Below are 18505 nucleotides of genomic sequence, written 5' to 3' on the forward strand. Positions count from 1 at the left end.
GGGCAAAGCCCCGATGACGTTTCTCTGACAGTGCGCCATGCGCCGCCGGATCAGGCGGCGAGACCCTTCTTGCGCAGCATCGCCTCCGGGCTCGGCAGCTTGCCGCGGAACTCGATATAGGCGACCTCGGGATCAACAGAGCCGCCCGAGGCGTAGATGTGATCGCGAAGCTTGGCCGCTGTCTTGGGATCGAAGGCGTCGCCGGTTTCCTCGAAAGCCTCGAACGCGTCGGCGTCGAGCACTTCCGACCACATGTAGGAATAGTAGCCGGCCGAATAGCCGTCACCGGAGAAGACATGCTGGAAATGCGGCGTGCGGTGGCGCATGACGATGGAGGAGGGCATGCCGATCTCCGCCAGCACTTCCCGTTCCACCGCCATGGGATCCTCCGCGGGCGGGCGGGTGTGGAACGCCATGTCCACCAGCGCCGAGGAGGTGAATTCGACGGTGGCGAAGCCGGCGTTGAAGGTGCGGGCGGCCAAGACCTTGTCGAGCAGCGTCTGCGGCATCGGCTCGCCTGTCTCGTAATGCACCGCATAGGTCTTGAGGATGTCGGGAACGATCAGCCAATGCTCATAGAGTTGCGAGGGCAATTCGACGAAATCGCGCGACACGCCGGTGCCTGAGACGGAGGGGTAGGTCACATTGGACAGCATGCCATGCAAAGCGTGCCCGAATTCGTGGAACAGCGTGCGGGCGTCGTCGAGCGAGAGCAACGCCGGCTTGCCTTCGGCGGGCTTGGCGAAATTGCAGACATTGTAGATGATCGGCAGTTCGCCCTGGGCGCCGTTCTTCAGGGTCAGACGGTGCTGGCTCTGGAAGGAACTCATCCAGGCGCCGGAGCGCTTGGAGGGGCGGGCGAAATAATCGCCGAGGAACAGGGCCTTCAGCGAGCCGTCGGCGTTGCGGATCTCATAGACCCGGACATCGGGATGATAGCCGGCGACATCGGCCCTGCGGACCGCCTTGATCGCGAACAGGCGCTCGGCGACGGCGAAGCAGGCGTCGATGATCTTTTCGAGCTGCAGATAGGGCTTCAACTCGCCTTCGGAGAAATTGAAGGTGCGGGCGCGCAGCTTTTCGGCATAGTGGCGCCAGTCCCAGGGCTCGACGGCGTGGTTCTTGCCGTCTTCCGCGATGAGGCGGGCGAGGTCGCCCTCTTCCTCCAGCGCTTTCGCACGGGCCTTTTCCCAGACCTGCATCAGCAGGCCGTTCACATGATCGGCCGTCTTCGCCATGGTGTTGTCGAGCTTCAGCGCGGCGTAGTGGGGATAGCCGAGCAGGCCGGCCTTCTCCGAGCGGAGCGCCAGCGTTTCGGCGATGATCTGGCGGTTGTCGGTCGAGCCGCCATTTTCGCCGCGGGCGATCCAGGCGCGGAAGGCGGTTTCACGCAGATCGCGATTGTCTGAAAAGGTCAGGAAGGGTTCGATGATCGAACGCGACAGGGTGACGGCGTATTTGCCCTTTTCACCGCGGCCTTCGGCGGCGGCGGCCATGGCGTCGCGCAGGAAGTCCGGCAGGCCCGCCAGATCCTCCTCGCTCTCTAGCGGCAGAAACCAGTCCTTTTCATCGGCCAGCACGTTCTGGCCGAAATTCGTGCCGAGCGTGGAGAGACGCTCGTTGATTTCGGCAAGGCGCTTCTGCTGTTCCTTGGGGAGTTTCGCGCCCGATTTCACGAAGCCCTTCCAGTGGCGCTCCAGCACGCGGATTTCCTCAAGCGTCAGGCCGAGTTCGTCCTTCTTCGACCAGAGCGTATCGATACGACCGAACAACGCCTCGTTCTGGCCGATCTTGGAATAATGCCGCGACATGACCGGCGAGATCTCGCGCTCGAGCGCCTGGATCACGTCATTGGTGTCCGCGCCGGCCTTGTTCCAGAACAGAGCCGAGACGCGGGAGAGTTCATCGCCGGCGGTTTCCAGAGCGATCACGGTGTTGGCGAAACTCGGCGCTTCCGGATTGTTGGCGATGGTGTCGATCTCCGCCTCATGCGCGCTGAGCGCTCTTGTGAAGGCGGCGGCGAAATCCTCATCCTTCACGGCCTCGAAGCGCGGCAGGCCGTGGGCGCCGCTCCAGGTGAAAATGGCTGGGTTTACTGTCTCGCTCATGCCGTCCAATCCTCGCAAATCACAGGCGTCTTTTCCCACATATAGGCGCATTCGCGGCTAAATGGCGATGGCCGGAAAACAGCAGCGACAAAATCGCCGCGCTTGAAAGCGTCAGGTTTAGATAATAAGTGAAGCTTACTAATTGGCGGAGCAGGCATGACCCAAAGCAGTAGTCTCGGATATCTCATGGCGGAAGCGGCCCGCCTGTTGCGCTCGGCCATCGAACTTGAACTTACTGACGCCGGACTTGGCCTCACCTCGTCCGAGGCGCGGGCGCTCGCCCATGTCGCCGAACTGGGCGGGGCGCGCCAGGCCGAGATTGCGGACGCGATGGGCGTCGAGCCGATGACTGTGTGCGCCTATCTCGATCGGCTGGAAAAGGCCGGCCTTGTCGAGCGGACCCCGGATCCGCGCGATCGGCGCGCCAAGAATGTGCGCGCGACGGCGGAAGCCGAGGCGGTGCTGGCCGCAGTCCGGTCGCGCGCGGGTGATCTCTATGATCAGCTGTTTTCGCAATTCGACGCGACGGAGAGGGCGCGTTTCCTCGAAAGTCTCACTCTCCTCCGCGACACTCTCCGGCGGCGGCTCGATACGCCGCAGGCGGGTTGCGCAAAGGTGGACAGAGCGTGAGCCCGGCGCGTATGTCGAGCCTGAGGACCAGTCTGATCGGCGCGCTGCTGATCGCGCTCGGGCCGGTGTCCATGGCGCTTTATACGCCCGCCATGCCTGAACTGGTCAAGGCTTTCGGCACGACCGAGTCGATGATCAAGCTGTCGCTATCGGTCTATTTCATCGGATTCGCCTGTGCGCAATTGCTGTCGGGGCCTGCGTCCGACGCCTTTGGCCGGCGCAAGGCGAGCCTGTTCTTCCTCGCCATTTATCTGGCGGGCAGCATCGCTGCGGCCATCGCACCCTCGGTCGAGGCGCTGCTGGTTGCGCGTCTCGTGCAGGGCGTGGGCGCCTCCGTCGGCGTCACCGTGTCGCGCGCCATCGTGCGCGATCAGTTTACCGGCGCCGAGGCGAGCCGCCTGCTCAACATGATCGGCATCATGCTGGCGGTGGGACCGGCCTTGGGCCCGACGCTCGGAGGTCTGGCGCTTGCTATCTTCGATTGGCGGGCGGTGTTCCTGCTGATGGTGATTTTCGGCGTGGTCAGCGCCGCTGTCGTCTTTTTCCTGATGCCCGAAACGACTGAGCCTGATCCGGCGCTCATCCGACCCATGCGTCTGGTCAAAGCCTATGGAACGCTGGCCGGCGATCTCAGGGTGCTGTCCTCGGCGCTGGTGCTGGCAGGCATTCTGGGCGCGCTCTACGCCCAGTCGACCATGCTGCCTTTTATCCTGATCAACAAAGTCGGGCTGACGCCGGTCGCCTTCGGTCTGGGTATGCTGATGCAGACGGGCTCCTATTTCGCCGGCAGCGTTGCTCTGCGGCTTGTCTCACCGCGATTGCCGCAGGGTTGGGCGGTCCGTCTTGGTCTGGCCCTGACCGTTACGGGCGGGGCGGCGATCTTCCTGTCGACCCGTCTCGTCGAGCCGACTTTCCTGTCGATCATGCTGCCGGTGGCGTTCTGCTCTTTCGGCATGGCTTTCGTGATCCCTGACATCACCACGGCTGGGCTGACGCCCTATCCGCATTTCGCCGGCACGGCCGCCGCTCTCATGGGTTTCATCCAGATGGGTTCGGGCTTTCTGGGCGGGGCGACGGCGGCCTTGATCGGCGATCCGCTGACTGCCTTTGGCTGGATCATTCCGGCCATGGAAGGGATGGCGCTTCTCGCCTATGTCGTCTTCATTGCCGCCTGGACCAGGCCGAGACAATAGAAAATGCCCGCCGCTCGGGGGAGCGGGGGGCGTTTATGACTCACGTGAAACAGGGCTTAGCCCTTGAGGTTGCGCTTGCCGAGCGTGCGCAGGCGCAGCGCGTTGAGCTTGATGAAGCCGGCGGCGTCCTTCTGGTCGTAAGCGCCCTGGTCGTCTTCGAAGGTGACGAGCTGGTCGGAATAGAGCGACTTGTCGCTTTCGCGGCCGATGACCATCACATTGCCCTTGTAGAGCTTGAGCGTCACTTCGCCTTCGACATGCTCCTGGCTCTTGTCGATCAGCGCCTGCAGCATTTCGCGCTCGGGCGAGAACCAGAAGCCGTAATAGATCAGTTCGGCGTAACGCGGCATGATCTCGTCCTTGAGATGGGCCGCGCCGCGGTCGAGCGTGATCGATTCGATGGCGCGATGCGCCGCGAGCAAGATCGTGCCGCCTGGCGTTTCATAGACGCCGCGGCTCTTCATGCCGACGAAGCGGTTTTCGACCAGATCAAGACGGCCGATGCCGTTGTCGCGGCCGTAGCTGTTCAGCTCGGCCAGCAGCGTCGCCGGGCTCATTTCCACGCCGTTGATCGAGCAGGCGTCACCCTTGCGGAAGCCGATCTTGATGATCGTGGCCTTGTCGGGCGCGGCTTCCGGCGAAATGGTGCGCATATGCACATATTCGGGAGCTTCCTGGCTCGGATCTTCGAGAACCTTGCCTTCGGAGGAGGAGTGCAGCAGGTTGGCGTCGACGGAGAAAGGGGCTTCGCCCTTCTTGTCCTTGGCCACCGGGATCTGATGTTCCTCGGCAAATTGCAGCAGATCCGTGCGGCTCTTGAACGACCAGTCGCGCCAGGGCGCGATGATCTTGATGTCGGGGTTCAGCGCATAGGCGGAGAGTTCGAAGCGGACCTGGTCGTTGCCCTTGCCGGTCGCGCCATGGGCGATGGCGTCGGCGCCGGTCTTCTTGGCGATGTCGATCAGATGCTTGGAGATCAGCGGGCGGGCGATCGAGGTGCCGAGCAGATAGACGCCTTCATAGACGGCATTGGCGCGGAACATCGGGAAGACGAAGTCGCGGACGAATTCTTCGCGCACATCCTCGATGAAGATTTCCTTGATGCCCAGCATCTCGGCCTTCTTGCGGGCCGGCTCCAGCTCTTCGCCCTGGCCGAGATCGGCGGTGAAGGTCACGACTTCGGCGCCGAGTTCGGTCTGCAGCCATTTCAGGATGATCGAGGTGTCGAGGCCGCCGGAATAGGCGAGAACGACTTTCTTCACGTCTTTGGGAAGCGCCATGGCAAAAATCCATCAGGGGTTCGAGATATCGGGGGTCTTTTAGCCCTATTGGCGGCAGTTTCAAGCCCGGGGGCGGCGGCGAGTGGGCTCAGACGCGGCGAAAATCGAACAAAACCGCCGGGATGGAAGGACGGGTGGCGGCTGGCGCCGCTTTGCGTTACGAAAAAGGGAACAGGCGCGAGCCCCAGTCATTATCCGGGTTCTGCGCAAGGACAAGCCAAGGGAGGCCCTTCATGAGCGACATCGCGCTTCACCCCGTCTTCAAATCCGGCGCCACCGCCGTCGTCACCGGCGCCGCTTCGGGCATCGGGCTTGCAGCCGCCAAGCGTTTCGCCGAGCTCGACATGAATGTCGTGCTGGCCGATCTCGGCGGCGACCGTTTGGTCGAGGCGGAAAAGGCGGTGATCGCCGTCTCGCCGCGCGGCCAGGACGCGGTGGCGGCGATCCCCACCGATGTGTCGAGTCTGCCCGAGATCGAGATCCTGTCGGAAGATGCGGAAGCCCGCTTCGGCAAGGTGCATGTGGTCATGAACAATGCCGGCATCCAGCCTGGCAGCGCGCTGTTCGGCCCGATAGAGAATTGGGAAAAAGTGTTCCACGTGAATCTCTGGGGCGTGATCCATGGCAGCCGCGTCTTCGTCCGGAAAATGCTGGCGCATGGCGAAGCCGGGCTGATCATCAACACCGGCTCCAAGCAGGGCATCACCACGCCGCCGGGCGATCCCGCCTACAACACCGCCAAAGCCGGGGTGAAGGCTTTCACCGAGGCGCTCGCGCATGAACTCCGCAATGTCGAGGGCGGCGCGCTTTCAGCCCATCTTCTCATTCCGGGCTTCGTCTTCACCAGCCTGACGGCCAATGGCCGCAGCGAAAAACCCGCCGCCGCCTGGACGCCCGAACAGACCGTCGATTTCATGATGGACAGCTTGACGCGCGGCGATTTCTATATTCTCTGCCCCGACAATGATGTGCCGCGCGAACTTGATGAAAAGCGCATCTTCTGGGCCGCGCATGACATCATCGACAACCGCCCGCCGCTCAGCCGCTGGCATCCCGATTATGCCGACAAGTTCAAGGCGTTTCTCGCCGGAGAGTGATCCCTGCCATGATGGAGTTCCTGCCCAGCCTCGCCACGCTCCTGACCTTCACCGGCATGTGCTGGGTGCTGGCGATTACGCCAGGGCCCGACATGACGATCTCGATCAGCCGGGCGCTGTCGGACGGCAAGGCGGGCGGGATCATGGTGGTGCTGGGCACTTCGAGCGGCATCGTCATTCATACGCTGCTGGTGGCCTTCGGCGTCTCGGCGCTGATCGTTGCGTCGCCGACCGCCTTCCTGATCCTGAAGACGGGCGGGGCCGGTTATCTGGTGTGGCTGGCCTTCCAGGCGATCCGGCATGGCTCCAGCCTGTCGGTCAAGAAGGCCGAGGGGCCCGCCAAATCGGGTCTCGCCAATTTCCTGTCGGGCTTCATGGTCAACCTCATGAATCCCAAGGTCATCATCTTCTTCATGACCTTCCTGCCGCAATTCGTCACCGCAAACGATCCGCATGTCACCGGCAAGCTGATCTTTCTCGGCTTTTGGTTCATCCTGGTCGGCATGCCTGTGAACCTGATCATCGTGCTGACGGCTGAAAAGCTGGCCGGCTGGCTGGCCGCCAATCGCAAGGTCTTGCGCGGCATCGATTACACCTTCGCCGGCGTCTTTTCACTGTTCGCCGTCAAGATCTTCATGACCCAGGCGCGCTGAGACGAGGGTTCAGACCCGTTTCCGGCAGTCCTGGAGTCGGCCTTCGAGAAAGTCGCGTTCAGCGGCGTTCTGCGATAGATCGCGGGCGATGGAAAAGGCGAGCGCCGATTCCGATAGTTTACCCGTCCGCATTAGGAGATCCGCATGGGCGGCGTGAAACGGCTGATAGCCGCCGAGCAGCCGCCCCAACGGCTCCAGAGCCGCGAGCGCCTGTTCGGGGCTTTTTGCGAAGGAAAGCGCGACAATGCGATTGAGTTCGAAGATCGGATTGCTGAAGCGGCCTGCCAAAATGTCGTAGAGCGCCAGAATTTGCGGCCAGTCGGTCTCGGCGAAGCTCGGCGCTTCCGCATGCAAGGCCGCGATCGCCGCCTGCAACTGGTAAGGCCCCGGTGTTCCCCGCTTCAGCGCCTCTTCGATCACGCGCTGGCCCTCGGTGATTTCGTCCAGGCGCCAGAGCCGCCGATCCTGATGTTCCAGCGTGGCAAGCGATCCATCCGCAGACAGCCGGGCGTCGCGGCGGGCGTGATGCAGCAGCATCAGAGCGAGGAGGCCCTCGACCTCGCTTTCATCCGGCGCCAGCGTCGTCAGAAGCCGGGCGATCCGGATCGCCTCCGCGCAGAGATCGGCGCGCAGCAGATGCTCGCCGGAAGAGGCGTAGCCCTCGTTGAACATCAGATAGACGACGGCCAGCACATTCTCCAGCCGTTCACGCCAGTCCTCAGGTCCGGGAACCTGATAGGCGATGCCGGCCTTGGCGATCTTGTGGCGGGCGCGGACCAGTCTTTGCGCCATGGCGTCGGTTGTGTCGAGAAAGGCGTCGGCCACTTCCTCCGTCTTCAGGCCGCAGATCGATCTGAGGGTCAGCGCCACGCTGGTTTTCCGGTCGAGGGCGGGATGGCAGCAGGTGAAGATCAGCGCCAGCCTTTCGTCGCGGAAGAAATCTCGCTCCTCTTCCTCCTCGGTACGGGGTTCGGCGAGCATGTCGTAGAGCCGCCCGATGTCGGGCGATTTGCGGTTGAAATTCTGGGCGCGACGCAGGCGGTCAAGCGCCTTTCGCCGCGCAGCGCGCATCAGCCAGCCGGTGGGCGAATGGGGAAGGCCGACCCGTCGCCAATGCAGGAGCGCGGCTTCGACCGCGTCCTGCAGGCTGTCTTCGGCCAGCTGGAAGTTTCGCAAGACGCTGACGAGGCCCGACAGAAGGCGACCGCCATCCCGACGCATCACCGCGTCGAGCGCGGAAGCGACGTCGTCCTTATCAGCGTCTTGCGCCCCGGCCGTCATCCCGCGTCGAAAATCATCAGTGGTCGGACTTCAACCGCGCCGCTCGCGGCATGCGGGATCATCGCGGCGAATTTCACCGCTTCGTCGAGATCCTTGCAGTCGAGAATGTAGAAGCCGCCGAGCTGTTCCTTGGTTTCGGCAAAGGGGCCGTCCATGGTTTCGGTCTTGCCGCCACGCACGCGCACCGTCGTCGCCGTCATCGGCGGCTGCAGGGCGTCGCCGCTGACATAGACACCCGCCTCGGCATAGGCCTTGTTGCAGGCGTCGTATCCGGCCATAATCTTTCCAAATTCAGGCGTGTTGGGACGCTCGTCGGTTTCCGGATTGGTGTAGATCAGCGCGATATATTTCATGTGGATCTCCTGTTTTCCGTCGCGGCCGCGGCGCGATCATCATGCGGCGAGACAAGGACGAACAGACTTTTGCGGATCGACATGGTCCCGGAAAATTTTTTGACTATTTGCGGGCGCCGGCCTGAACGCCGAAGAAGGGTCTCGTTTCGCAGATCCAGCATCGTAAAATCACGGAAAAAAGAAAAGGGCGCATGCCAAAATAAGAAACGCGACCCGTTTCCGGATCGCGTCGAATTTTTCGGCTGACTGTAGATCTTGTCAGTCGTCTTCGCCGTGATTGGCGATCATCATCGCTTCGAAGGCGAGGCGCTCGGTCTTGCGCATGCGCTCGGATTCCGACTTCAGCTGGCCGCAGGCGGCGAGGATGTCGCGGCCGCGCGGGGTGCGGATCGGGCTTGCATAGCCTGCCTGGTTGATGAAATCGGCGAAAGCCTCGATCGTCTCCCAGTCGGAACATTCATATTTCGAACCCGGCCAGGGATTGAAGGGTATGAGATTGATCTTGGCCGGCACGCCCTTAAGCAGCTTGATCAGGTTCTTGGCGTCGGCAAGGCTGTCGTTGACGCCCTTCAGCATCACATATTCGAAGGTGATGCGCCGCGCGTTGGAGAGACCCGGATAGGCGCGGCAGGCTTCCATCAGTTCTTTCAGCGGATATTTCTTGTTGATCGGCACCAGCCTGTCGCGTAGTTCGTCATTGGTGGCGTGCAGCGAAATCGCCAGCATGACGCCGGTCTCGGAGCCGGTGCGATAGATTTCCGGCACGACGCCGGAGGTCGACAGCGTGATGCGGCGCTTGGAGAGAGACAGGCCGTCGCCGTCCGACGCGATCAGCAGCGCGCGTTTCACATTTTCAAAGTTGTATAGCGGTTCGCCCATGCCCATCATCACGACATTGGTGACTTTGCGGCCTTCGGCGGGGACCATGGCGCCCTGCAGCGCTTCGCGGTCGGGGAAATCACCCAGCCGGTCGCGGGCGAGCAGAAGCTGGGAGATGATTTCCTCGGAGGTGAGGTTGCGCACCAGGCGTTGCGTGCCGGTGTGACAGAAATCGCAAGTCAGCGAACAGCCGACCTGCGAGGAGACGCAGAGCGTCCCGCGGCCTTCTTCGGGAATATAGACGGTCTCCACCTCGACCGGGCGTCCCGCGCCGCGCGGCGGGAACCGCAACAGCCATTTGCGCGTGCCGTCATTAGAGATCTGCTCTTCGACGATCTCGGGTCGGGCAATGGTGAAATGCGTCTTCAGAAGCTGGCGTAGATCCTTCGACACATTGAGCATATGATCGAAGTCGGAAATGCCGCGGATGTAAAGCCAGTGCCAGACCTGTTGCACGCGCATTTTGACCTGGCGCTCGGTGACGCCTTTCGCCACCAGCGCCTCGGCCATCTCCTCGCGCGACAAGCCGATCAATGACGGACGGTTTTCGAACGACAGCGCGTCCGGCAATACAGTGGTCGGAGCCGAGGGGCTCACGGTGGTCATCATATCCATGGCAGAATTCCCTGAGCGGCCCGCCTGGCGCCGTCAATGACGGGATCGCGGCGTGGCCATGCCCTGATATAGGGCCTTTTGCGAGCGCCATATCACGGAATGCCGGCCAAGTCACCCCATCCAGCGCTCTGGGACAGCGAACGCGCTGAAATGGTAAAGGCCGGACGCATGGCGACCGGCCTTTACCTAACCTTGTCGAACCGCCTTACTGGCAGTTTTCAATCTTTTTCAGCGCCGCCGAGATGCCGGCGAGCGAGAAGACATATCCCGTTTTGGTGCCCTTGCGGGAGACGGCGCCCATGGTCATGGACTTGCCGGAGCGCATGGCCTGAACGAGCGCCGGTTCTTCGGCGGCGTTCTCCAGCCAGGCGGATTTGCCCTTGGTGAACATGGTGAAGGACTTGTCGTCGATCTGCACATTGACCTTGGAGCCGGCCTGCAATTCATAGCCGAGCATCGCCTGCGGCTCATAGGAGATATTCTGCCCAGGTCGCTGCGTGACCAGGAAGAAAATATCGCCGTGATCGACATTGGCGGGCGTCAGTTGCTTGGGATCGGGCACGGTCAGCACGTAGCAAACCTTGCCGCTGCCGCCCTGATAAAAATAGGCCCCCCACGCCTTGAATTGCTCAATGCGCGTCGGCGCCTGGGCGTAAGCGGACGTGGCGATGGCCGTGACGGCCAGAAGGGCGGCAGTCAGTGTTTTCGCAAACATGATTTCCTTCCGATAGACTCAGGGACCGGCGCGACGGAACGCACCTTCTTTGCGGTCATTATGCCTTTATTCAGGTTACCAAACTCTCAACGATCGTCGCGAACCGGAACAGAAGGCGCCAAGGGCGCGATGTCGTGCTCAGAGTTTCAATGCGAGCCGAACTGCGACCCGCCTCTCGCGACTGAGAGCAGGAATTGGGCAAGAATGGGGCGCCTCAGGCGCTACGCTCATGCTTTATGTTCGGAAGGCGCGAGATTTTCCTGGCTGAGTGCGGCGTCCGCCTGCACAAAATGGTCTGGCTTCAGGGAACTGCGCACTGCGGCGATTGCTGCGGCGAGGACCGCAATGTCGTCACTGAAGCCGACGACCGCCAACAGATCGGGAATAGCGTCGAATGGCAGGATGAAATAGGCCAGCGCCGCCAGCAGGATAGCCTTGACGCGCTTGGGCGTGGTTGGATCGATGGCGCAATAATAGCCCGCGACGACGTCGCGCGCGAAAGGCAGTCGTGAAAACGCCTTTTTGAGCACGGGCCAAAAGCGCCTGCGCACATTGGCTTCACGCTTCTTGGTGTCCACCTCTTCTCCAGGCAGCAAGATTTCACCGATTTTGATGTCGTCCATGGCAGATCCTCGACCCTTTCAACCGTTGATATGGGGGAGAAGTTCCACGGTTCAATGCCGTCCCTGAACCTTGTTCATGTAGCGCGCCAAATTGACGTCGAGTTCGGTCAGCCCCTTGGCGGAATGGGTCGTGAGGCTGACATCGACATTGCGATAGACATTGCTCCATTCCGGGTGATGATCAATTTTTTCGGCGTAAATGGCGCATTCGGCCATGAAACCGAAGGCGGAGGCGAAGTCGGCGAAGCGGAACCGCCTTGATATCGCATCCCCGGATTCCGACAGCGTCCAGCCGTCAAGTCCTTGTAGAGCTTGTTCGATCTCGCTAGGTGTAAGTCTATCACGAGCCATCTGTTGTCTCCTCAGCGCATCCAGAGATCATGGACCATCGCAAGATCCTCTTTGTCTGTCTCGGCAATATTTGCCGTTCCCCGCTTGCGGAAGGCATTCTCCGGCATCAAGCCAATCTACGCGGCTTGTCCCGTCTTGTTGCAACCGATTCTGCCGGAACCGGCGGCTGGCATCAAGGCGAGGGCCCGGATAACCGCTCGATCGCCGTCGGGCGTAGGCATGGCGTCGACATTGCCAAACTCCGGGCGCGAAAGCTCAAGCCCGATGATTTCAACGGTTTCGACATGATCTTTGCCATGGACCGCGCCAATCTGCGCGACATCGTCAGCGCCGCGCCGCATGATTCGAGCGCCGACATCCATCTGTTCATGGATTTCGTCAGCGGTGAACAACGAGACGTTCCCGATCCCTATTACGGCGATGATCGCGACTTCCAAAACGTCTTCGACATGCTGGACGCAGGATGCGGCAAGCTACTCGATTTTCTCTATCCCGCGAGCAAGACCCGCGGGACCACTTGACCCTGCCTTAGGGTCTGATCTCCAGCGTAGCCCCTGGCGCTTTCTGCCGGGGAATGTCGAGCGGGTAGGCCTCTTCGACCACATAAGGCCCGCCGCCGACCGAATCGCGCGAGGACATCACGACGAAACGGGTGACGGTGAACGGCCCGGCGGAGAAATTGCCGCGCCCGTTCATGTAGTGGACGACATCGTCGACCCGTGCGTTCTTCAGCCGCGCCAGCGTGACATGCGGCGTGAATTTACGCGGTTCGGGCGCAAGCCCGATCCTTTGGCACACGCGCTCGATATCGGCCTGCAAGGCGTTCAGCGCGGCGCACGGCTGCACGCCGGCCCAGATGCTATGAGGTTTTTTGGAGCCGAACAGTCCGGCGCCGACCAGCGACAAATCGAACTGGGTGCGTTGAACACGATCCAGACCGTTGACGAGTTCGTCGGCGGTTCTGTGATCGACATCGCCGATGAAGCGCAGGGTGATATGAAAATTCTCCCTGTCGATCCAGCGTGCTCCTGGAAGTCCACCCCGCAATAGCGACAGACTCAACGCTGCGCTTTGCGGGATTTCGAGGGCGGTGAACAATCTCGGCATGACGAGCTCCTCGATTCGCTTCTCTGACACCAGCGAATCATTAATTGGCCGCCAGCGCAATTAATGTTTTTCCGCTTATCCCGCAGCGCATAAAAATTTCACGATCCGAGGCTTTTGAGAAACGCTTCTCCAATGGCAAGAAACTTGTCCGCCATCACTTCGGTTCCCTTGGCGTTGGGATGCATCCGATCTTCGAGCTGCAACGCGGAATTGAGCGCGACGCCATCGAGCACGAAGGGGTAAAGGGCCACGTTATATTTTTTGGCCAGCTCCGGAAAAATGGGATTGAAGGCGGCGGCGAATTCCTGGCCGAGATTAGGCGGCGCCAGCATGCCCATCATCACAACAGGAATGTCGCGCTCCTTGAGGCGCGCAAGAATAGCGTCGAGATTCTTGCGGGTTTCCGCAGGCGGCAAACCGCGCAGCGCGTCGTTTGCGCCGAGTTCGAGGATCACCCCGTCGGTCCCGTCCGGTATGGACCAATCCAGCCTGGCGAGGCCGTCGGCCGTGGTGTCGCCCGAGACGCCGGCATTGGCGATCGTAACGTCAAACCCTTTCTCCCGCAGTCTTTTTTCCAGTCGAGCCGGAAAAGCCTCATCGGGCGGCAACTGGTAGCCCGCCATCAGAGAATCCCCCAAGCCGACCAGATTGATCGGTTCAGCTCGCGCTGTCGTAGTTATTCCCAAGGATATGGCGGAGAGCGCGACGAGAGATAACAAAGTCTTGAACGCGGCTTTAAATATCATCACTCGTCTCCTACCTTGCAATGCGGAAAAAGAGGCGGTTCACGCCTCGTGAAAAAGATATAGGACCGGCGCCCCGTGGTTGAAACCATCATCGAGCTGAAAAACGCGGATTTGACCTTAGGGGAGGGAGCGAGCGCGGTGCATGTGCTGAAGGATCTCAGCATCAGGATCGAAGCGGGCACGTCGAATGGCGTTACCGGTCCTTCCGGCTCCGGCAAGTCGACGCTGCTGATGGTGCTGGCCGGGCTCGAAAGCCTCGACGCCGGCGAGTTGATCATCGCCGGGGAAACGCTGCACAAGGCCAGCGAAGATCGCCTGGCCGCTTTTCGCGGCCGCAATATCGGCATCGTTTTCCAGTCCTTCCATCTCATTCCCAATATGACCGCGATCGAGAATGTCGCAGTGCCTCTCGAACTCGCCGGCAGCCGCGACGCTTTCGCGATCGCCCAGCGCGAACTGGAAGCGGTTGGGCTTGGCGCGCGTCTTCACCATTATCCGGGTCAGCTGTCGGGCGGCGAGCAGCAGCGCGTGGCCATAGCGCGAGCGCTCGCCCCTTCGCCGAAACTGCTGATCGCTGATGAGCCGACCGGCAATCTCGACGTGGAGACCGGGCGGCAGATCGCCGACCTGCTGTTCGCCAAGCAAGCGGAGCGCGGCATGACGCTCTTGTTGGTCACGCATGACCCGTCGCTGGCGGCCCGATGCCAGCGGCAGATTCGCATCCGCTCCGGCCAGATCCTGGATCAGGCCGCATGAGGGGCATGGGATCGCTTCTTAAGGACTGGGCGCTCGCCTGGCGTTTCGCCATTCGTGAAATGCGCGGCGGGCTCCAGGGCTTCCGGATCTTCATCCTCTGCATTCTCCTGGGCACAGCTGCCATCGCCGGCGTCAATTCCGTCGCTGCCTCGATGTCGGAGGCGCTTGAGGGACGCGGACGCGAAATTCTCGCCGGCGACATCCGCTTCGAGCTCAAGCAACGCGAGGCCAACACGGCGGAACGCGCCTATCTCGATGGCCTTGGCCAGGTCGCCGTCGCCTCCAATATGCGCTCAATGGTGCGCAGCGAGGACAAGGCGCGGCAGACGCTATCAGAACTCAAGGCCATCGACGGGCTCTATCCGCTCTATGGCAAATTCGTCGCCGATCCCGACCGGCCGCTCAGTGATTTGCTCGCGCAGCGCGACGGCGTTTATGGCGCGCTGGCCCAACCGATGCTGCTCGATCGGCTCGGCGGCAAGATCGGCGACAGGGTATTGATCGGCGACATGACCGTGGAGATCCGCGGGCGAATCGTATCCGAGCCGGATCAGTTGTCGGATGGATTCGCGCTGGCGCCGCGGCTGCTCATTGCCCGAGAGGCGCTGGCGAAAAGCGGTCTGATGCAGACCGGCAGCCTTGTTGACAACAATTACCGCGTAAAACTGCTGGACGGCGCGCGGCGGGTCGGTGAAATCCGGCGCGAGGCGCAGGCGAAGTTTCCCGAGGCCGGCTGGGCGATCCGCGGCGCAGGCAATGCCGCGCCCGCTCTGTCCAACAATATCGAGCGCTTTTCCGAATTCCTGACGCTGGTTGGCCTTGCGGCGCTCGCCGCCGGCGGTGTCGGCGTCGCCAACGCCGTCACCGCCTATCTCGACGCCAAGCGCGGCGTGATCGCCTGTTTCAAGAGCCTGGGCGCGCCGGGGCGGTTGATCGTGATGGTCTATCTGATCCAGATCCTGGTGATCGCGACACTCGCCATTGTCGGCGGGTTGGCGGTCGGGGCAGCGATCACGCCCGTGGCCGGATATTTTCTCAGGGACTATATGCCCGTTCCCGAGGGGGTGACGTTCTATCCCCGCGCGCTGGGCCTCGCCGGTTTGTTCGGTCTGTTGATCACGCTGGCCTTCTCCGTGCTGCCGCTCGGCCGTAGCCGTCTGGTGCGGGCGACGGAACTGTTTCGCAGCCAGAGCGATACCGGCTGGCGGCGCGTGCCTGCGCGCTATTACATCTCCACGGGCCTTGTGTTTCTCGCGGTCGCGGCGCTTGCGGTGTTTTCCGCGGAGCAGCGATTCCTTGCTTTCGTCTTCGTGGCCTCAACTGCCGGCGCATTTCTCGTGTTGCGGCTCGTTGCCTACGGTGTTGCTGCCCTCGCCCGCCGTGTGCGCAAGGTTCATTCGCCGGCGCTCCGGCTGGCGATCGGCAATATTCACCGCCCCGGAGCATTGACGGGCTCGGTGATCCTGTCGCTCGGGCTCGGCCTGACGTTGCTGTCGGCGCTCGCGCTGATCGAAGGCAATCTGCGCGGCAGCATGGCCGGCGCGATGGCGGAGAAAGCGCCGAATTTCTTCTTCATCGACATCCAGAACCGCGATATCGACGGCTTCAAGAGCGTGGTGAAAACGGCCGCCCCGGGTGGCGACGTGCGGAGCGTGCCGATGTTGCGCGGCCGCATTCTCGCCTTCAACGGCGAAGACGTGCAGAAGCGCAATGTGCCCCAAGAGGCGCGCTGGGTGCTGCAGGGCGACCGCGGCATCACCTATGCCGAAACTGTGCCGGAAAATTCCCGGGTCGAAGAGGGAGCCTGGTGGGGCAAGGACTATAGCGGCGAACCGCTGGTGTCCTTCGCCAGCGAAGAGGGTCATCAACTCGGCCTGAAGATCGGCGACACCGTCACCGTCAATGTGCTGGGCCGCAACATCACCGCCAGGATCGCCAATTTCCGGGCGGTGGAATGGCGCTCCATGTCGATCAATTTCGTCATGGTCTTTTCGCCCAACACCTTCAAGGGCGCGCCGCATGCCTGGCTGGCGACCTTGACCGACCATGCCGCCACGCCCGCTCTTGAGCAGGCGGTGATGCGCTCGGTGACCAACGCCTATCCCGGCATCACCTCGATCCGCGTCAAGGATGCGCTGGATATCGCCTCCGATCTCGTCGGCCAGTTGGCCACCGCCGTGCGCGCGGCCGCCTCCATCGCACTGGTCGTCTCCGTGCTGGTGCTGTCCGGCGCGATCGCCGCCGGCAATCGGGCGCGCATCCATGACGCGGTGGTGCTGAAGACGCTCGGCGCCAGGCGCTCGATGCTGATGCGCGCCTATTTCTACGAATATGCGCTGCTCGGCCTGTCGGCGTCAGTGTTTGCGCTTGCTGCGGCCTCCGCGGCATCCTGGTATGTGGTGACGGAGATCATGGAATTGCCGTTCCGCTTCCTGCCAGGTGCGGCGCTCTGGACACTGGCGGTGGCGCTTGTGGTGACGGCGGGAACCGGATTTCTCGGCACCTGGCGTGTTCTCGGACAAAAGGCTGCGCCGGTTCTGCGCGAGCTCTGATGGGTTTTCCGCCGCGTCTTCGGCCCGGTCTTTACCATGGGTTGAAGAAGCTTGCGCATTTGTCATGCATTCGGGCTTGCCAGCGGAAGCGGGGGGTCCCATATTCAGGCCATGCTTGCTGGAGCTCCGCGAGCTGCGCCGTCGATCCTTCTCACGGGGGTTCCGATCAGGCGGATCAACATCGGAGCTTTGTTAGAGGAAACCATGGCTGACTTGAGAGACTTTCAAACCCGAATGAGCAATCCCGCCGCCGCGCGCGCGGATGCCGATATCGACCAGGGTCTGCGCTCTTACATGCTCCGCGTCTATAATCTGATGGCGCTGGGCGTGGCGCTGACGGCGGTCGTGGCCTACGCCTTCTCCGCAATGGCGGTGTCGGGCGGACAGCTGACCGCTTTCGGTCAGGCGATTTACATGAGCCCGCTGAAATATGTGGTGATGTTCGCACCGCTGGCTCTGGTGTTCTTCCTGTCCTTCAGGATTGACCGGATGAGCCTGGCGTCGGCGCAGATGACTTTCTGGGCCTATGCCGCGCTGGTCGGCGCCTCGCTGTCGTCGATCTTCCTCGTCTATACAGACGCCTCGATCGTGCAGACTTTCGCGGTGACCGCCGCCACGTTCGGCGCGCTCTCGCTTTACGGCTACACCACCAAGCGCAGCCTGTCGGGCATGGGCTCGTTCCTGATGATGGGCCTGTTCGGCCTGATCATCGCCTCGCTGGTCAATCTTTTCCTGCAGTCATCGGCGCTTGATTTCGCCGTCTCGGTGATCGGCGTGCTGGTGTTCGCCGGCCTGACCGCCTGGGACACGCAGCGGATCAAGGAAATGTACTGGGAGGCCGATGGCGTCGAAGTGGCTGGCAAGAAGGCCGTCATGGGCGCGCTCAGCCTCTACATGGACTTCATCAATCTCTTCCTTTTCATGTTGCGCTTCCTGGGCAACCGCGAGTAAGACCTCGGGACGTCATGACCATCGAAGGGCGGCAGTCATGCCGCCCTTTTTTAATGCGAGGCAGCCATGAAAATCAGCCTGCGCGACGCCACCGTCGCCGATATTCCCGCCATCACCGCGATTTATCGCGAATCGGTGCTCAACGGCATCGGCACCTATGAACTTGAGCCGCCCAGCGAAGCCGAAATGCTGACGCGCTTCGAAACGGTCATCGGCCAGAATTTCCCCTATATCGTCGCGGTCAATGAGGCTGGCAATGTCGTGGGCTACGCCTATGGTTCGGCTTTCCGCACCCGGCCTGCCTATCGCTATCTCGTCGAGGATTCGATCTATGTCGCTGCCGATGGCCGCGGCCTCGGCGTTGGCTCCACACTGCTCGACGCGCTGATGAGCCGCTGCGCCGAGCTTGGCCTGCGTCAGATGATCGCCGTGATCGGCGGCGGCAATCCCGCTTCGGTGGCGCTGCATGAAAAAGCCGGCTTCAAGCATATCGGTCGCATGCCGGCGTCCGGCTTCAAGTTCGGCCAATGGGTCGATACGGTGCTGATGCAACTGGAACTCGGCGAAGGCGCGATCACGCTTCCCTCGACCGAGCCTGACCTGCGCCGGCCCTGA

19 protein-coding genes are annotated in these 18505 nt (G+C 62.0%); 9 read left to right on the plus strand and 10 right to left on the minus strand.

Translation table 11 applies throughout. From position 1 onward, the window contains the following. Nucleotides 1-50: 50 nt before the first annotated feature. On the minus strand, nucleotides 51-2108 hold the full coding sequence (locus M2360_RS14955) for a M3 family metallopeptidase (RefSeq protein WP_280776053.1): 2058 nt from the start codon (nucleotides 2106-2108) through the stop codon (nucleotides 51-53). Between the two features lie 156 nt (nucleotides 2109-2264). On the opposite strand from M2360_RS14955, the gene M2360_RS14960 reads away from it, so the two are divergent. Together M2360_RS14960 and M2360_RS14965 are read left to right on the plus strand one after the other, a co-directional pair. Then, a complete protein-coding gene (locus M2360_RS14960; protein ID WP_280776054.1) occupies nucleotides 2265-2738 on the plus strand; it encodes a MarR family transcriptional regulator in 474 nt (157 codons plus the stop codon). Beyond that, nucleotides 2735-3931, plus strand: a complete 1197-nt coding sequence (locus M2360_RS14965; RefSeq protein ID WP_280776055.1) for a multidrug effflux MFS transporter — start codon at nucleotides 2735-2737, stop codon at nucleotides 3929-3931. Before M2360_RS14960 ends, M2360_RS14965 begins: the two co-directional genes overlap by 4 nt. 56 nt (nucleotides 3932-3987) lie before the next feature. On the opposite strand, the gene M2360_RS14970 is transcribed toward M2360_RS14965, so the two are convergent. Further along, complete coding sequence (locus tag M2360_RS14970; protein ID WP_280776056.1) at nucleotides 3988-5211, minus strand: argininosuccinate synthase; 1224 nt, start codon at nucleotides 5209-5211, stop codon at nucleotides 3988-3990. Nucleotides 5212-5444: 233 nt separating this feature from the next. Between M2360_RS14970 and M2360_RS14975 the strand changes: the two genes are divergently transcribed. Further along, nucleotides 5445-6308 carry an SDR family NAD(P)-dependent oxidoreductase gene (locus tag M2360_RS14975; protein ID WP_280776058.1) on the plus strand — a complete coding sequence of 288 codons (864 nt, stop codon included), beginning with the start codon at nucleotides 5445-5447 and terminating at the stop codon, nucleotides 6306-6308. 11 nt (nucleotides 6309-6319) lie between these two features. Continuing rightward, nucleotides 6320-6961 (plus strand): LysE family translocator, encoded by a 642-nt coding sequence (locus M2360_RS14980; RefSeq protein ID WP_280776202.1) that lies wholly within the window; start codon nucleotides 6320-6322, stop codon nucleotides 6959-6961. Between the two features lie 9 nt (nucleotides 6962-6970). On the opposite strand, the gene M2360_RS14985 is transcribed toward M2360_RS14980, so the two are convergent. From M2360_RS14985 to M2360_RS15010, 6 genes are all read right to left on the minus strand, one after another. Continuing rightward, nucleotides 6971-8242, minus strand: coding sequence for a DUF6596 domain-containing protein (locus M2360_RS14985; protein WP_280776060.1), 1272 nt, complete (start codon nucleotides 8240-8242; stop codon nucleotides 6971-6973). Then, entirely contained in the window at nucleotides 8239-8595 is a 357-nt protein-coding gene (locus M2360_RS14990) for a YciI family protein (protein WP_280776062.1), read from the minus strand. Before M2360_RS14990 ends, M2360_RS14985 begins: the two co-directional genes overlap by 4 nt. Before the next feature lie 258 nt (nucleotides 8596-8853). Next, complete coding sequence (rlmN, locus tag M2360_RS14995; protein ID WP_280776203.1) at nucleotides 8854-10083, minus strand: 23S rRNA (adenine(2503)-C(2))-methyltransferase RlmN; 1230 nt, start codon at nucleotides 10081-10083, stop codon at nucleotides 8854-8856. A gap of 211 nt (nucleotides 10084-10294) precedes the next feature. Next, complete coding sequence (locus M2360_RS15000) at nucleotides 10295-10804, minus strand: invasion associated locus B family protein (RefSeq protein WP_280776063.1); 510 nt, start codon at nucleotides 10802-10804, stop codon at nucleotides 10295-10297. A 227-nt stretch (nucleotides 10805-11031) separates the two neighbouring features. Further along, nucleotides 11032-11427 (minus strand): YkvA family protein, encoded by a 396-nt coding sequence (locus M2360_RS15005; RefSeq protein WP_280776065.1) that lies wholly within the window; start codon nucleotides 11425-11427, stop codon nucleotides 11032-11034. A 51-nt stretch (nucleotides 11428-11478) separates the two neighbouring features. Then, entirely contained in the window at nucleotides 11479-11778 is a 300-nt protein-coding gene (locus M2360_RS15010; protein WP_280776067.1) for a 4a-hydroxytetrahydrobiopterin dehydratase, read from the minus strand. Between the two features lie 29 nt (nucleotides 11779-11807). On the opposite strand from M2360_RS15010, the gene M2360_RS15015 reads away from it, so the two are divergent. Beyond that, nucleotides 11808-12299 carry a low molecular weight protein-tyrosine-phosphatase gene (locus tag M2360_RS15015; protein ID WP_280776069.1) on the plus strand — a complete coding sequence of 164 codons (492 nt, stop codon included), beginning with the start codon at nucleotides 11808-11810 and terminating at the stop codon, nucleotides 12297-12299. A 7-nt stretch (nucleotides 12300-12306) separates the two neighbouring features. Here the strand turns inward: M2360_RS15015 and thpR are convergent, their stop codons facing one another. Then, nucleotides 12307-12885 (minus strand): RNA 2',3'-cyclic phosphodiesterase, encoded by a 579-nt coding sequence (gene thpR / locus M2360_RS15020; protein WP_280776071.1) that lies wholly within the window; start codon nucleotides 12883-12885, stop codon nucleotides 12307-12309. A gap of 98 nt (nucleotides 12886-12983) precedes the next feature. Next, a complete protein-coding gene (locus tag M2360_RS15025; protein ID WP_280776072.1) occupies nucleotides 12984-13631 on the minus strand; it encodes an arylesterase in 648 nt (215 codons plus the stop codon). 75 nt (nucleotides 13632-13706) lie between these two features. Between M2360_RS15025 and M2360_RS15030 the strand changes: the two genes are divergently transcribed. The 4 genes from M2360_RS15030 to M2360_RS15045 all read left to right on the plus strand — a co-directional run bounded on the left by M2360_RS15030 (nucleotide 13707) and on the right by M2360_RS15045 (nucleotide 18505). Then, nucleotides 13707-14387: an ABC transporter ATP-binding protein gene (locus M2360_RS15030; protein ID WP_280776073.1), complete on the plus strand. Its 681-nt coding sequence runs from the start codon at nucleotides 13707-13709 to the stop codon at nucleotides 14385-14387. Between the two features lie 5 nt (nucleotides 14388-14392). Beyond that, nucleotides 14393-16939: an ABC transporter permease gene (locus tag M2360_RS15035; RefSeq protein WP_280776074.1), complete on the plus strand. Its 2547-nt coding sequence runs from the start codon at nucleotides 14393-14395 to the stop codon at nucleotides 16937-16939. Nucleotides 16940-17143: 204 nt separating this feature from the next. Then, complete coding sequence (locus M2360_RS15040; protein WP_280776075.1) at nucleotides 17144-17890, plus strand: Bax inhibitor-1/YccA family protein; 747 nt, start codon at nucleotides 17144-17146, stop codon at nucleotides 17888-17890. 66 nt (nucleotides 17891-17956) lie between these two features. Then, nucleotides 17957-18505: an N-acetyltransferase family protein gene (locus M2360_RS15045; protein ID WP_280776076.1), complete on the plus strand. Its 549-nt coding sequence runs from the start codon at nucleotides 17957-17959 to the stop codon at nucleotides 18503-18505.

Source organism: Rhizobium sp. SG_E_25_P2, from assembly GCF_029892285.1.
Taxonomy (GTDB): Bacteria; Pseudomonadota; Alphaproteobacteria; order Rhizobiales; family Rhizobiaceae; genus Rhizobium_E.